This window comes from Bradyrhizobium sp. CSA207 (genome assembly GCF_029051685.1).
Lineage (GTDB): Bacteria > Pseudomonadota > Alphaproteobacteria > Rhizobiales > Xanthobacteraceae > Bradyrhizobium.
Genome location: NZ_JAACFT010000029.1, coordinates 1 through 12,835, shown reverse-complemented (window position 1 = coordinate 12,835; position 12,835 = coordinate 1). Strand labels below are relative to the sequence as shown.

Annotated in this window: 16 protein-coding genes and 1 pseudogene; 7 read left to right on the top strand and 10 right to left on the bottom strand. The window is 63.9% G+C overall.

All coding sequences use genetic code 11. From position 1 onward, the window contains the following. Positions 1–99 precede the first annotated feature (99 nt). Positions 100–279 carry a DUF465 domain-containing protein gene (locus tag GWG65_RS28630; RefSeq protein ID WP_275198867.1) on the bottom strand — a complete coding sequence of 60 codons (180 nt, stop codon included), beginning with the start codon at positions 277–279 and terminating at the stop codon, positions 100–102. A 326-nt stretch (positions 280–605) separates the two neighbouring features. Here GWG65_RS28630 and GWG65_RS28625 point away from each other — a divergent pair, with 326 nt between their 5' ends. The 3 genes from GWG65_RS28625 to GWG65_RS28615 all read left to right on the top strand — a co-directional run bounded on the left by GWG65_RS28625 (position 606) and on the right by GWG65_RS28615 (position 1,422). Next, positions 606–812: a DUF465 domain-containing protein gene (locus GWG65_RS28625; protein WP_027545541.1), complete on the top strand. Its 207-nt coding sequence runs from the start codon at positions 606–608 to the stop codon at positions 810–812. A gap of 117 nt (positions 813–929) precedes the next feature. Further along, positions 930–1,148: a hypothetical protein gene (locus tag GWG65_RS28620; RefSeq protein ID WP_275198866.1), complete on the top strand. Its 219-nt coding sequence runs from the start codon at positions 930–932 to the stop codon at positions 1,146–1,148. 22 nt (positions 1,149–1,170) lie between these two features. Next, the gene (locus GWG65_RS28615; protein ID WP_275198865.1) at positions 1,171–1,422 is read left to right on the top strand and encodes a hypothetical protein; all 252 of its coding nucleotides are present in this window, start codon (positions 1,171–1,173) and stop codon (positions 1,420–1,422) included. Positions 1,423–1,424: 2 nt separating this feature from the next. Here GWG65_RS28615 and GWG65_RS28610 read toward each other — a convergent pair whose 3' ends face one another. Then, the gene (locus tag GWG65_RS28610) at positions 1,425–2,126 is read right to left on the bottom strand and encodes a GGDEF domain-containing protein (protein ID WP_275198864.1); all 702 of its coding nucleotides are present in this window, start codon (positions 2,124–2,126) and stop codon (positions 1,425–1,427) included. Between the two features lie 142 nt (positions 2,127–2,268). Here GWG65_RS28610 and purE point away from each other — a divergent pair, with 142 nt between their 5' ends. Together purE and GWG65_RS28600 are read left to right on the top strand one after the other, a co-directional pair. Beyond that, positions 2,269–2,757 carry a 5-(carboxyamino)imidazole ribonucleotide mutase gene (purE, locus tag GWG65_RS28605; RefSeq protein ID WP_275198863.1) on the top strand — a complete coding sequence of 163 codons (489 nt, stop codon included), beginning with the start codon at positions 2,269–2,271 and terminating at the stop codon, positions 2,755–2,757. Continuing rightward, positions 2,754–3,860, top strand: coding sequence for a 5-(carboxyamino)imidazole ribonucleotide synthase (locus GWG65_RS28600; protein ID WP_275198862.1), 1,107 nt, complete (start codon positions 2,754–2,756; stop codon positions 3,858–3,860). Before purE ends, GWG65_RS28600 begins: the two co-directional genes overlap by 4 nt. 37 nt (positions 3,861–3,897) lie before the next feature. On the opposite strand, the pseudogene aqpZ reads toward GWG65_RS28600, so the two are convergent. Further along, positions 3,898–4,620: pseudogene (aqpZ, locus tag GWG65_RS28595) on the bottom strand (aquaporin Z). Positions 4,621–4,882: 262 nt separating this feature from the next. On the opposite strand from aqpZ, the gene rpsU reads away from it, so the two are divergent. Together rpsU and GWG65_RS28585 are read left to right on the top strand one after the other, a co-directional pair. Beyond that, on the top strand, positions 4,883–5,188 hold the full coding sequence (rpsU, locus tag GWG65_RS28590; protein ID WP_148742902.1) for a 30S ribosomal protein S21: 306 nt from the start codon (positions 4,883–4,885) through the stop codon (positions 5,186–5,188). A 125-nt stretch (positions 5,189–5,313) separates the two neighbouring features. Continuing rightward, positions 5,314–5,961, top strand: a complete 648-nt coding sequence (locus tag GWG65_RS28585; protein ID WP_275198861.1) for a tetratricopeptide repeat protein — start codon at positions 5,314–5,316, stop codon at positions 5,959–5,961. A gap of 27 nt (positions 5,962–5,988) precedes the next feature. On the opposite strand, the gene GWG65_RS28580 is transcribed toward GWG65_RS28585, so the two are convergent. The 7 genes from GWG65_RS28580 to GWG65_RS28550 all read right to left on the bottom strand — a co-directional run bounded on the left by GWG65_RS28580 (position 5,989) and on the right by GWG65_RS28550 (position 12,803). Then, complete coding sequence (locus tag GWG65_RS28580; RefSeq protein WP_275198860.1) at positions 5,989–7,020, bottom strand: hypothetical protein; 1,032 nt, start codon at positions 7,018–7,020, stop codon at positions 5,989–5,991. A 90-nt stretch (positions 7,021–7,110) separates the two neighbouring features. Then, positions 7,111–7,395 (bottom strand): cupin domain-containing protein, encoded by a 285-nt coding sequence (locus tag GWG65_RS28575; RefSeq protein WP_275198859.1) that lies wholly within the window; start codon positions 7,393–7,395, stop codon positions 7,111–7,113. Between the two features lie 60 nt (positions 7,396–7,455). Continuing rightward, complete coding sequence (locus GWG65_RS28570) at positions 7,456–8,553, bottom strand: ionic transporter y4hA (RefSeq protein WP_275198858.1); 1,098 nt, start codon at positions 8,551–8,553, stop codon at positions 7,456–7,458. Between the two features lie 48 nt (positions 8,554–8,601). Then, positions 8,602–10,083: a sodium:proton antiporter gene (locus GWG65_RS28565; RefSeq protein ID WP_275198958.1), complete on the bottom strand. Its 1,482-nt coding sequence runs from the start codon at positions 10,081–10,083 to the stop codon at positions 8,602–8,604. Continuing rightward, complete coding sequence (locus tag GWG65_RS28560; protein WP_275198857.1) at positions 10,037–10,834, bottom strand: alpha/beta hydrolase; 798 nt, start codon at positions 10,832–10,834, stop codon at positions 10,037–10,039. The genes GWG65_RS28565 and GWG65_RS28560 overlap by 47 nt, the downstream gene beginning before the upstream one ends. Positions 10,835–11,044: 210 nt before the next feature. Continuing rightward, positions 11,045–12,442: an NAD(P)(+) transhydrogenase (Re/Si-specific) subunit beta gene (locus GWG65_RS28555; protein ID WP_275198856.1), complete on the bottom strand. Its 1,398-nt coding sequence runs from the start codon at positions 12,440–12,442 to the stop codon at positions 11,045–11,047. 43 nt (positions 12,443–12,485) lie between these two features. After that, on the bottom strand, positions 12,486–12,803 hold the full coding sequence (locus tag GWG65_RS28550) for a proton-translocating transhydrogenase family protein (RefSeq protein WP_007596278.1): 318 nt from the start codon (positions 12,801–12,803) through the stop codon (positions 12,486–12,488). Positions 12,804–12,835 lie beyond the last annotated feature (32 nt).

Here is a 12,835-nt window from a genome sequence, read left to right as displayed (position 1 = left end):
CAAAGAAGTCTGTACGGCACAGCCTTACGCAGGGACGAGCGCAAAGCTCTCATCCCCGCGTGAAAGGATAGGATCAACTTTACGCTGTTACGGGGGCCACTAGTGAAGCGTTTCGTTTTGCTTCAATCGCTCGATCTGGTCCTTGACCAACAACTTCCGGCGCTTCAACTCAACAATTTGCAGGTCGTCTGTTGAAAGGTGCACGAGAGCTTCGTGCAATTCGTTTTCGAGAGTTTTATGCTTCCGTTCCAATTCAACCAGATGTGCCTGAATTGTCATTCGAAACCTCCTCGGTAGGGGCAACCTTGGATTCGATCCGGACGAGCAAGTGTACATCACCGATTCGTTCTGTCGATGGGTATCCATCGTCGCAGTGTCATTTTTGAAAATTCATATGTAACGAAGCGTGAGTAAGGGAACCGCGCCGGAAAAATCCGTGATATCAATGCGCCTGCGCGGCGCCGTAGCGATCCACGGAAATAACTTGCAGTAGATCCGTAAGCCACGATCCGAGATCGCTTGCGGTCACGCCGCGCAAGGACGATAATTTCCACAGGGCATCCACAGCCTTAATCTCAGCCTATCGGTTTTCGGCCACCGCAGACATGACCCATGAAGACGAGCGCGAGCTCGAAGCCGAGCTCGCCCGGTTGCAGCAGGAACACCGAGATCTCGATGCGGCGATCGATGCACTGCATCAATCGCCTGCCCCCGACCTATTGCGGCTGCAGCGATTGAAGAAACGCAAGTTGCTGTTGCGTGACCGCATCGCGTTCATCGAAGACCAGATCACGCCAGACATCATCGCCTGATCCACAGCGGTCGGTTCGGGGCAGTTGAATCCGCTTGACTCGAAAAGAACAAAATAGGAACATTTACGGACCCCGACGCCCCAGGAAACCGTTCAGCAAACGCCAAGGACAACGCGCATGTCAGCAACCGCCCTTTTCGACAACAGCCATTACGAACATGCCTGCGATCAGGCGATCGCGATGTGCGACGGCAATCTGCGCAGCACCATCAAGGCGCTGATCATGGCCAACGAATATCTGGAAGCCGAACTCGAGGAATTGCAGGCGGCGATCTCGGCCGGCTGCATTCCGGAGACCTCACGCAGCAAGATGCGGAGCAAGAGCAGCGCCGCCTGAGTTCACCCCTTGGAGCAACGCCATGTCGGACGTGACCTACTACGTTGCAATGCCCTTTTTAATGGATGCCGACGGATCGCCGGTCGCGGGCGCGGCTGAGGAATGTCAATCCTCGGCCGCAGCGCTGCGGCGCGCCGAGATCCTGGCGCGCGGTGCCGGCCACATCGGCGCAGTCGCATTCAGCCGCACCGGCGATCCCATGACCGGCGAATTCGGTGACGCAACGCTGTTGCGCAAATTCGGCAACGTGCCGGAAGACCTCGCCACGCTCTAAAGTCAGTTGCTGACGAGCCTGATGCACGGCTCATGCCGCCGTTGCGCCTTGCGGACATACATGGCGGCGTCGGCCTCCTCCAGCGCACGAGCCGCATCGGATTGCGGGCCGAGCAGCGCGACGCCGGCGGAAGCGCCGGCAGTCACGCGCTGGCCGCGGAAGACGAAGGACAATTCGTCGACCGCCTGCTCGAAAATCGCCGCCTTTGCCTTGGCATCGGTCTCGCTGAGATTCCACAACAGCAGCGCGAACTCGTCGCCGCCGAGCCGGCCGACCACGTCCGACGCGCGGATCTGCCGCTTCAGTACTCCCGCAATCGCCTTGAGCACCTCATCGCCGGCGGCGTGGCCGAAGGAATCATTGACCGGCTTCAGCCGATCCACGTCGAGCACGATCAGCGCGCCGCTGGCGCGATAACGTTTCATATAGGCAATGGCGCGGTTGAGCTCGCGCTCGAAGCCGCGCCGGTTCGGGATGTCGAGCAGGAAATCCGTGTCGGCGGCCGCCTCAAGTTCCGCGACACGTTGCAGCGCCGCCTTGAGCTTGCTCCGCAGGTTGCGGACAGCCGCCTTGGCGCCGTCATCGGCCGGCGCCACGCGACGGGCCGGCCCTGCAGAACGCTTGGGTGCTGTCCTGGATCGGCTCGCGCTGGTCTTGGGGCCCTTTTTGGCCTTCGCAGCGCTCGCCCTTTTTGGTTTCTTCATGGGCATCCTGCTCAATGAAGGCTTGCGGGGATTCACCAAGACAGGATAGTGCATTCCCTTCTCCTTGCCACCGCCTTGCGATCCGCCGGCCGGAACCATTAATCTGGCCTATGTTTCTGTTTTCCCGAGCACAATAGACGTCATGACCGCGCCGATCGCCATTATCATGGGAAGCCAGTCGGACTGGGACACAATGCGGCATGCCGCCGACACGCTTGCAGCGCTCGGCATCGCCGCCGACTCCCGCATCGTCTCGGCCCACCGGACCCCGGACCGGCTGTTCGCTTTCGCCAAGGGCGCCAAGGCGGCGGGTTACAAGGTCATCATTGCCGGCGCCGGCGGCGCCGCGCATCTGCCCGGCATGGCTGCAGCGCTGACGGAACTCCCCGTCTTCGGCGTTCCCATGGAATCCAGGACGCTCAAGGGCGTGGATTCGCTGTACTCGATCGTCCAGATGCCCGCGGGCATCCCGGTCGGCACCCTCGCCATCGGCAAGGCGGGCGCGATCAACGCGGCGCTGCTCGCCGCAAGCGTGCTGGCGCTGTCCGACCCGGCTCTGTCCGACCGCCTTTCCGCCTGGCGCAAGGCGCAGACCGAGGCGGTTGCCGAACGCCCGGAGGATAGGGCGTGACGGACACCAGACCGGTGAAGCTGAAGCCCGGCGACACCATCGGAATCCTCGGCGGCGGACAGCTCGGCCGGATGCTGGCAATGTCGGCGGCGCGGCTCGGCCTGCGCTGCCAGGTGTTCTCGCCCGACCCGGATTCGCCGGCCTTCGACGTCGTGCTGAATGCGACCTGCGCCGAATATGCCGATGTCGAGGCGCTGGAAATGTTCGCCAATGACGTCGACGTCATCACCTACGAGTTCGAGAACGTGCCGGCGGCCGCCGCGATGGTGCTGGATGCGCGCCGCCCGGTCCTGCCCAACCGCAAAATCCTCGAGACCACCCAGGATCGGCTCGCCGAGAAGGATTTCGTCACGCGGCTCGGCATCGGCACCGCCGTTTACGCCGACGTCACCTCGGTCGCCTCATTACGCGAAGCGATCGTCCGGATCGGACTCCCGGCCGTGCTGAAGACCCGCCGCTTCGGCTACGATGGCAAAGGCCAGGCCATCATCCGCCAGGGCGACGACATCGCCAGGATCTGGACCAGCCTCGGTACCAAGCAGGCCATCCTGGAAGCTTTCGTGCCGTTCGAGCGCGAGATTTCCGTGATTGCCGCGCGCTCGACCGCGGGCCAGGTCGAGTGTTTCGACGTCACCGAGAACGAGCATCGCGACCACATCCTGAAAGTGTCGCGGGCGCCCGCGTCGATTCCGGACGCGCTGGCGGAGGAAGCCCGCAGCATCGCGGGTAAAATCGCCAACGCACTGGACTATGTCGGCGTACTCGCCGTCGAGATGTTCGTTCTCGCCAATGGCACCGGACCGAAGGTGCTGGTCAACGAGATCGCCCCGCGCGTGCACAATTCCGGACACTGGACGCTCGACGGTGCGTCCGTCTCCCAATTCGAGCAGCACATCCGTGCCATCGCCGGCTGGCCGCTCGGCAGGCCCGTGCGCCACGGCGAGCTCGTCACCATGACCAATCTGATCGGCGACGAGATCAACGATTACGAGAGATGGCTGACCGCCCCGGGCGCGACCGTCCACATCTACGGCAAGGGCGCGCCGCGCCCCGGCCGCAAGATGGGCCACGTCACCGAAGTCAAGCCGGCAACAAGCAAGTAACGGGACCGCGGCGATTGCCTGCGATCCCGCTCTCCGATCACGCCGTCTTCGCGCCCGCGACGACGCCGGTGGGCTCTTCGCTGAGCCAGCGATAGATCACGCCGCCCAGCGCGCCACCGATCAGGGGTGCCACCCAGAACAGCCAGAGCTGCGCCAGCGCCCAGCCGCCGACGAACAGAGCCGGTCCCGTGCTGCGCGCCGGGTTCACCGACGTGTTGGTGACGGGAATGCTGACGAGATGGATCATCACCAGCGCGAGCCCGATCGCGAGCGGCGCAAAACCGGCGGGCGCGCGGCCATGAGTGGAGCCCATGATGATGAACAGGAACATCATGGTCATCACTACCTCGGTGATGAAGCACACGATCATGCTGTATTGACCGGGCGAATGCGCGTCGTAGCCGTTCGATGCGAAGCCCTTGGTGACGTCGAACCCGGGAGCCCCGCTTGCGATGACGTAGAGCAGCCACGCCGCCACGATCGCGCCAGCCACCTGCGCAATCAGGTAGGGCAGGATCTGCCCAGTTGGAAAGCGGCCGCCGGCGGCGAGTCCGACCGTAACGGCTGGGTTGAGATGGCAGCCCGAGATATGGCCGATCGCATAGGCCATGGTGACCACACTCAAGCCGAACGCGAGGGACACGCCGACCAGGCCGATGCCGACCTAGGGAAAACCGGCCGCGATTACTGCGCTGCCGCAGCCTGCGAAAGTGAGCCAGAAGGTACCGATGGCCTCGGCGGCATATTTCTTCATATCCATGTGGCGTCTCCCCTGATTTCCAGATTTCCGGATCAACCTCCGGAAAACGGCCCGCCTTTTGGCACCAAATCACCCAAAATGCGACCGCAAGGCGAAGTTTTCGCCCGATTTAATGGCGCAACTTGGCCCGATAAGCCGCTTCGCCGGTGGACATGTCGAGTTTTGTCTGATACATCCGCGCCCTCAAGGTTAAGGGCTTGCGCTTTTGCCATCCCCTTAGACTTACCAGAATTCAAATCCGATCCACCGAAGAGGATGCCGCGTGCAGGTTCTCGTCCGCGATAACAATGTCGACCAAGCTCTCAAGGCGCTGAAGAAGAAGATGCAGCGCGAGGGCATTTTCCGCGAGATGAAGCTCCGCGGTCACTACGAAAAGCCCTCCGAGAAGAAGGCCCGCGAGAAGGCCGAAGCCGTGCGCCGCGCGCGCAAGCTCGCCCGCAAGAAGCTGCAGCGTGAAGGCCTGTTGCCGATGAAGCCGAAGCCGGTGTTCGGCGCGGGTCCCGGCGGCGATCGTGGTGCTGCTGGCGGCCGTAGTGGCCCGGGTGCCGGTCCGCGCGGACCCCGCTGATCTTGCCGAATTTACAAGACTGAGTTTTCGATAACGCGGGCCCCGGGCCCGCGTTATTGTTTTGTAGAGGTGCCTTTTCTGGGACGGGGCACTACCGATGCGGCACCAGCGCGAGCCAACCGTAGATGGCCCTCCCTTTCCCTGAGCTCAGCCTGGCACGCGCATGCCGAACCTGGCAGCGACCGTTCACGCTGGCTCTGGTGTCAATCGCGCTCTGCGGCTGCTCCTTCGACCTGGGCTCGCTGATGCCCGAAAAGGAAAAGCCTCAGGAAGCGCCTAAGGCAGTGGCCACCGAAAGCGCTGTCAGTGCCGGCAGTATCAGCGAAGCGCAAAGCCATACGGTCAAAGGCCAGGCCCTGGCGAAGTCCGGAGATACAGTCGCGGCGCTCGACGAGTTCAATCGCGCTGTCGCGCTCGATCCCTACAACGCACAGGCTCTCTACGGCCGTGCCCTAATCTACCAGGGCAGCAACGAGCACGAGCTTGCGATCGCCGATTTCGGTGCGGCAAACGGGCTCAACCCGCAGAAGGCTGAGCCGCTGCTTGGCCGCGCCGTCAGCTATCTCGCCGTCGGCAAGGTCAAGGAGGCTGCGGCCGATCTTGACGAGGCTTCGGAGGCCGAGCCGCACAATGCCCAGGTCTGGACGACACGAGGACAGGTCTATGAGCGGCTGGGCGACAGGACCAAGGCGGCGGCGTCCTACACCAAGGCTGTCTCGCTTCGTCCGCGCGACGACGCCGCGCGCAGCGGCCTTGCCCGCGTCGGCGGCTGAGGGCTCGAGCGCAACGCAGGCGCCTTCTTAATCCGGGGTGACGCTCTTCGGAATAACGGCGTGGAACATCGACTTGACGCCGGACAACATCTCGTCGGCGACGTTGGTCTTGGGCCGCGGCATCGGGCCGTCAGCGTCGGCACGCAGGTCGAGCGGCGGCGCAATCATCGGGACGGGGATGTCAGCCGGCGGCGTCAGCCGGTTGGCATTGTCGTTACCGACCGAGGCCGTGTAGGGCGGATTCGCCGGCGACGGTCCGTTGCCATAGGTCTCGGTTGGCGGTGTCGACACCGTGATCGGCGGCGGCAGCGGGCGCACCATCGACGGCGCCGCGGTCACGACGCGCGGCGCTTCCTGAACGCGGGGTCCCGCTTCCGGTGCGCGGCCAGCTTCCTGCGGCGCCAGCTCCGGCGCCTTGTCGACAGACTTGGTCTCAGGCGACTTGCTCTCAGGGGACTTGCTCTCAGGGGACTTGCTCTCAGGGGACTTGCTCTCAGAGGATTTGCGCAAACGCTCGATCGCGGCACGGACGAGATCGTTGGCGTCGGGGCTTGCGGCTGGCGAGGCTGCAGTCGGCGCCGAACTGGCCTCGACCACCGGAGCAGCGGTCGCGGGAGCGGCAACAGCCGGGGTGGACTTGGCGGCGGCGGCCTTCTCACGCGCCGAAGTTCGGCCGCGCGGGCCGGCCGGCGCGGTCTCGGCCGGTGTTACGTCCGCAGCCTTGGTCTCGGCAGCCTTGGTCTCGGCAGCCTTGGAATCCACAGCTTTGGAGTCCGCAGCCTTGGTCTCGGCGGCCGGGTGATCGGCGGGCTTCTCGGCCGCCGGCTTGTCGGTCACGCTCTTCTCGGAGATGCCCTTGGCCTTGACACCCGGCGCCGGGAGGTTGGCGACATCGGCGGGCTTGCCGTTCTTGCCGGCTTGGGCGGGCGCCACCACGGCCGCAGGCGCATCCGCCGCCGGCTTGGCATTGATATAATGATTAACGATGTACGCCCCGATGATCGTCGCGAGCACCGAGGGGAAGATATCCATCGAAATTTTAGCGATGTATTTCAGCATTCCGGCCACTCCCCGCGATCTGATGCGGGAACTTTGAGGCATAGTAAGGGATCAACTGCGACCGATCGATGGCAAATAGTAACGCCGGACTTACGGCTTCAGCTCGATCTCAAGGAACACGATCTCGGTTGAGGTTTCGTTAAGCACATCATGTTGGACGCCGGCCTTGCGAAAATAGGATTTTCCGACCGCAAGCTGCGTCTTGGAGCGCTCGCCGCCGGGCGCCACGATGGTCATTTCGGCGGCGACAACGGGAACGATCACGTAGTCCATCCCGTGGGTGTGATGCCCGGTCGCGCTGCCCGGCGCCAGCCGCCACTCGGTGACCCGGACCTCCTCGTTGTCGATCTGAACCTCGGATTTGGCGGCAAGCATCGGAACCCTCCTGGGACGCAACCAATAGCCTGAAGCGCGGCGATTCGATCGCATCGCGCTTTAGGGGACGAAGACCATGAACACGTAGACGGCAAATACCACCAAATGCACCAGCCCGAACAGGACGTTGGTTCTGCCCGTGCCGAAAGTCAGCATGCTCAGGAAGAAGGTCAGCGCCAGCAGGACGATTCCCTGCTCGTTGAGTCCAAGCTCGAGTTCCTTGTCGAACACGTAGGTGGCAACGCCGACGGCCGGGATGGTCAGCCCGATGGTCGCTAGGGACGACCCGAGCGCAAGGTTGATGCTCTTCTGCAGATCGTTCTTGCGGGCCGCCGAAACGGCCGCGACACCTTCCGGCAACAGGATCAGAAGCGCGACCAGAAGGCCGGCAAAGGCCGGTGGCGCACCGATCCTGGCGCCGACCGCATCGACCACCAGCGAGAATTTCTTGGCCAGAAGCACCACAGCCAGCAGCGAGACCAGCAGCAGCACGATGCTGAGCACGAACATTCCGCCCGACAGATGGGCCTGGCCGCCCTCGCCCGCCGCCCGTTCATGGACGAAGTAATCCTTGTGCAGGACCGTCTGCGTGTAGAGAAACACCCCGTAAAGCGCGAGCGTGACCACGTCGACAAAGCCGAGCTGGGCCGCCGAATAGACCGGGCCCGGCGTGGTCGTCGTGTAGTTCGGCATGATCAGCGTAATCGTCGCCAGCGCGAACAGCACGCTGAGATAGACGTTGGCGCCGGAGAGCTGAAAGCCCTGCTCCCGGTAACGCAGCCCGCCAATGAAGATGCAGAGCCCGACCAGCCCGTTGCAGACGATCATCACCACGGCAAACACGGTGTCGCGCGCCAGCTCCGGCGCGGGCTTGTCGCCGAGCATGATCGTGGTGATCAGCGCCACTTCGATGATGGTTACGGAGAGCGTCAGCAGGAGCGTCCCGTAGGGTTCGCCGACCCGTTCGGCAATCACCTCGGCGTGATGAACGGCCGCGAACACCGTCCCGAACAGGATCACGAGCAGGATGACCGCGAAGACGAGTCCGCCCAGCGACAAGGTGAACGTATAGTCGGTCGCGGTGACGGCGACGAACAACAGGACGGCGAGGGCCGGAAATACCCAGGCCGATCGAGGCATCGGGCTATGCGCGCTCATTCACCGGCTCCATTTTCAGGAACAGCAGTATCAAATGGCGCGCCAGATTCAATGCCAGTGCAGGAGCGGCGCGACCGGCAGCACGGTCAGCAGCAGGAATAGCGGGATCAGCACCGCCCCTGCCCGCAGCAGATAGCCGAAGAAGCCCGGCATCTTGATGCCGCTTTCGTTTGCAATGCTGCTCACCATGAAATTCGGCGCGTTGCCGACATAGGTCAGCGCGCCCATGTAGACCGCGCCCATCGAGATCGAGGCGAGCGTACCGCCAAGCTCACCCATGAGGACTTGTGGATCACCGCCCGCGAGCTCGAAGAACAACAGATAGGTCGGCGCATTGTCGAGAAACGCCGACATCAATCCGGTGAACCAGAAATAGGCGACCTCGCGCGGCGTCCCGTCCGGCGCCGTCACTGCCGACAGCAGCCAGGCGAATGCGCCGTGGTGGCCGGCGTCCAGCATCGCCAGCACCGGAATGATGGCGGTGAAGATGCCCGCAAACAGTTTTGCGACCTCGCGGATCGGCTCCCAGGCAAAACCGTTGGCCAGCCTGTGCTCGTCCGGCGTGAGCCAGACCGAGAGCGCGGCAATCGCGAGCAGCAGGGCGTTGCGGACAAGGTCTTGCAGTCCGATCTGGGTGCCAAGAACATCGAAGGAGATCCCCGGCTCCCACATCGCCGACATAAGAAGGCTGGCGATGATCGCTGCGATCAACACCACATTGACGAGACCGCGGATCCGGATCGGCGCAACCGGGCCGGCCGATGCACGGACGGCGGGCTCGGCGCGATAGCGCATGACATCGACGACGACAAAGACCGCAAGCAGCAGCCCCGCGACCACCGCGGTCTGCGACCAGATGTTCCGGGTGGTCCAGAAGAAGTCGACGCCATGCAGGAAGCCGACGAACAACGGAGGATCGCCGAGCGGGCTCAGCGCACCACCGACATTGGCGACCAGGATGATGAAGAAGACCAAGACATGCGAATTGTGGCGCCGTGCCAGATTTGCGCGGATCAAGGGGCGGACCAGGATCATCGCCGCCCCCGTCGTGCCGACGATGCTCGCCATCAGCGTGCCCAGGGCCAGGATGCAGGCGTTGGTCCATGGCGTGCCCCTGAGATCGCCGTTGACCAGGATGCCCCCGGCGACGACGTAGAGCGCGAACAGCAGCACGATGAAGCCAAGGTACTCACCGAGCATGGCGTGGGCGAATGCCGCGAGCATTGCCATGCCCCCGGCGAGCCAGGCGAGGGACGCAAGTGCCAGGACCGACCAGGCCAGGGCAATCTTGCCGTAGTGATAGTGCCAGTATTTTGCGAACAGCACCGGACCGAGCGCGATCGACAGCAGCAGGCCTGAGAACGGCAGCGCATAAGGCCAGCGCATTGCCGCGCCGTCGAGCCCGGTTGCAGCGCGCGCATCCTGCGGCAGGAGTGCGACGATCAGAGCGATGAGCGGGACCGCGTACCTTGCGCCGAATTGCCTAGGACGCAATGAATCGCCTCGCCGTTTCGATCGCGCCGAAAGAATCGAGATTGTCGTGTCCGCCTCCCGCAAACCGCACGAACTGCTTCGGTTCATGCGCGAGCGCGAACAAACGCTCTCCGAACACGATCGAAATGACAAGGTCATTGGTACCATGCATCACCAATAGCGGCACCGTGACGCGGGCAACGCGCTCGTCGGAACGGAACGGGTCGCGCATGAGCAGGCGGACCGGAACGAACCGGTAGAGCGAGGCGGCAAGATCGACGGCCGACGTGTAAGGTGCCTCAAGGATCAATTTGCCCACCGGATGCTCGGAAGCGGCAGCGACCGCAACGCCGGTCCCGAGCGAAAAGCCCCAGACGATGATCCGTTCCGCCGCGTAGCGCGCGCTCGTGAAAGCGTAGGCGGCCGCGGCATCGAGCAACAGCCCCTGCTCGCTCGGCGCGCCGCTCGAGCCGGCATAGCCGCGATAGGACAGCGCGACGAGGCCGGTGCCATCGGCCGTGATGGCCTTGAAACGGCCGACCAGGCCGGCCAGAGAGTCGCCGTTGCCGTGGAAATAGAGGACGACGGACCGGCCGGGCTTTGCCGGAGCGTGCCAGACAATGACCCTCTCGCCGTCCGACGAGGTCAGGACATGCTCATCGGCTTCCCGAAAGCCCGCCGCTGCCGGCGTCGTACGCGCGGCGGTCGGGATCGGAAACAGCATCTCGCGCTGCCTGACATACAGCACGATGAGACCGGCGAGATAGCCGGACACAAGCAGGAGAACGATCCATTTCACGAATGCCATGACTGCGCCGCCGCTCCCGACTTAGGGCTTGCGACGGCTCCGCAGCAATTTCATGACGTCGAGCCGGATACTCAAGTGATCTCGCGGCAGCCACACGCCGCCACGTGGGCGGCATGCCAGGCGACGCGCTGCTCCCGCGTCGCCTTCGGCGGCATGCGATGGGACCGGCGCCACTCCTTGTTCAGGGCCACGGTCCGCCTGCCTCGGCTGCTACATCGCCTTGACGATGTTCTCGGTGACCTTCTTGGCGTCCCCGAGCAGCATCATGGTATTGTCGCGATAGAACAGCGGATTGTCGATGCCGGCATAGCCCGAGGCGAGCGACCGCTTGATGAACATCACGGTGCCGGCCTTCCAGACCTGCAGCACCGGCATGCCGTAGATCGGCGAGGTCTTGTCCTCTTCGGCGGCCGGATTGGTGACGTCGTTGGCGCCGATCACGAAGGCGATGTCGGCCTGCGCGAATTCGGAGTTGATGTCCTCGAGTTCGAACACCTCGTCATAGGGCACGTTGGCTTCCGCCAGCAGCACGTTCATGTGGCCGGGCATGCGGCCCGCGACCGGGTGGATCGCGTACTTCACCTCGACGCCTTCCTTCTTCAGGATGTCGCCCATTTCGCGCAGCGCATGCTGGGCCTGCGCCACCGCCATGCCGTAACCGGGCACGATGATCACCTTAGAGGCGTTCTTCATGATGAAGGCAGCATCATCCGCCGAGCCGAGCTTGGCCGGCTTCTGCTCGCCGGTCGCGCCGCCGGCCGCGGCGGTCTCGCCGCCGAAGCCGCCGAGGATGACCGAGATGAAGGAGCGGTTCATCGCGTGGCACATGATGTAGGACAGGATCGCGCCCGACGACCCGACCAGCGCGCCGGTGATGATCAGTGCGGAGTTGCCGAGCGTGAAGCCGATGCCCGCCGCCGCCCAGCCCGAATAGGAGTTCAGCATCGAGATCACGACCGGCATGTCGGCGCCGCCGATCGGGATGATCATGAGGACGCCGAGCGCCAGCGCGAGGATGACGATCAGCCAGAAGTCGAGCGCGCTGCCGGACAGCACCAGGCCGACGATGAAGAACACCAGCGCCAGCGCCAGCACAATGTTGATGGCATGGCGGAACGGCAGGATGATCGGCGCGCCGCTCATGCGGGCGGACAGCTTCAGGAACGCGATCACCGAGCCGGTGAACGTCAGCGCGCCGATGGCGACGCCGAGCGACATCTCGACCAGGCTCTGCGGATGGATGTTGCCCGGCGCGCCGATGTCGAAGGCCTCGGGCGCGTAGAACGCGCCGGCGGCGACCAGGACTGCGGCCATACCGACCAGCGAGTGGAAGGCCGCGACCAGTTCCGGCATCGAGGTCATCGGCACCCGGCGCGCAATCACGGCGCCGACGCTGCCGCCGATGGCGATGCCGAGGATGACCAGCAGCCAAGCGAGGCCGTCTGCCGGCGGATGGCTGGCCAGCGTGGTCGCGACCGCGATCGCCATGCCGATCATGCCGAAGAAATTGCCCTGCCTGGATGAGGCGGGGCTGGACAGCCCGCGCAGTGACAGAATGAACAGCACACCCGCCACGAGATACAGAACTGCAGCCAGATTGGCGTTCATCTCAGGTCCCCCATTGTCTTCGTCACCCCGAGGTGCACGCCGCTCACTTCACTTTCTTCTTGTACATCGCCAGCATGCGCTGGGTGACAAGGAAGCCGCCGAAAATGTTCACGCAGGCGAAGATCAGCGCGATGAAGCCGAAGCCGCGCGCCCAGCCCGAGCCGCTCGAGATCATGCCGACGCCGACCGCGAGCAGCGCGCCGACCACGATCACCGACGAGATCGCGTTGGTCACGCTCATCAGCGGCGTATGCAACGCCGGGGTTACCGACCACACCACGAAATAGCCGACGAAAACGGCGAGAACGAAAATCGACAGCCGGAAGACGAAGGGGTCGACGACCTGTGCAATGTGCTCCATGGCGGCTCTCCTAGGCTTTCGGCTGGAAGTTC

Bases quoted from the DNA above. Each gene is read 5' to 3' on its own strand.
- GWG65_RS28630 (WP_275198867.1), bottom strand. From the start codon at position 279: ATGACAATTCAGGCACATCTGGTTGAATTGGAACGGAAGCATAAAACT.
- GWG65_RS28610 (WP_275198864.1), bottom strand. From the start codon at position 2,126: ATGAAGAAACCAAAAAGGGCGAGCGCTGCGAAGGCCAAAAAGGGCCCC.
- GWG65_RS28615 (WP_275198865.1), top strand. From the start codon at position 1,171: ATGTCGGACGTGACCTACTACGTTGCAATGCCCTTTTTAATGGATGCC.
- purE (WP_275198863.1), top strand. From the start codon at position 2,269: ATGACCGCGCCGATCGCCATTATCATGGGAAGCCAGTCGGACTGGGAC.
- GWG65_RS28580 (WP_275198860.1), bottom strand. From the start codon at position 7,020: ATGCTGAAATACATCGCTAAAATTTCGATGGATATCTTCCCCTCGGTG.
- GWG65_RS28575 (WP_275198859.1), bottom strand. From the start codon at position 7,395: ATGCTTGCCGCCAAATCCGAGGTTCAGATCGACAACGAGGAGGTCCGG.
- GWG65_RS28585 (WP_275198861.1), top strand. From the start codon at position 5,314: ATGGCCCTCCCTTTCCCTGAGCTCAGCCTGGCACGCGCATGCCGAACC.
- GWG65_RS28560 (WP_275198857.1), bottom strand. From the start codon at position 10,834: ATGGCATTCGTGAAATGGATCGTTCTCCTGCTTGTGTCCGGCTATCTC.
- GWG65_RS28555 (WP_275198856.1), bottom strand. From the start codon at position 12,442: ATGAACGCCAATCTGGCTGCAGTTCTGTATCTCGTGGCGGGTGTGCTG.
- GWG65_RS28570 (WP_275198858.1), bottom strand. From the start codon at position 8,553: ATGAGCGCGCATAGCCCGATGCCTCGATCGGCCTGGGTATTTCCGGCC.
- GWG65_RS28625 (WP_027545541.1), top strand. From the start codon at position 606: ATGACCCATGAAGACGAGCGCGAGCTCGAAGCCGAGCTCGCCCGGTTG.
- GWG65_RS28550 (WP_007596278.1), bottom strand. From the start codon at position 12,803: ATGGAGCACATTGCACAGGTCGTCGACCCCTTCGTCTTCCGGCTGTCG.
- GWG65_RS28620 (WP_275198866.1), top strand. From the start codon at position 930: ATGTCAGCAACCGCCCTTTTCGACAACAGCCATTACGAACATGCCTGC.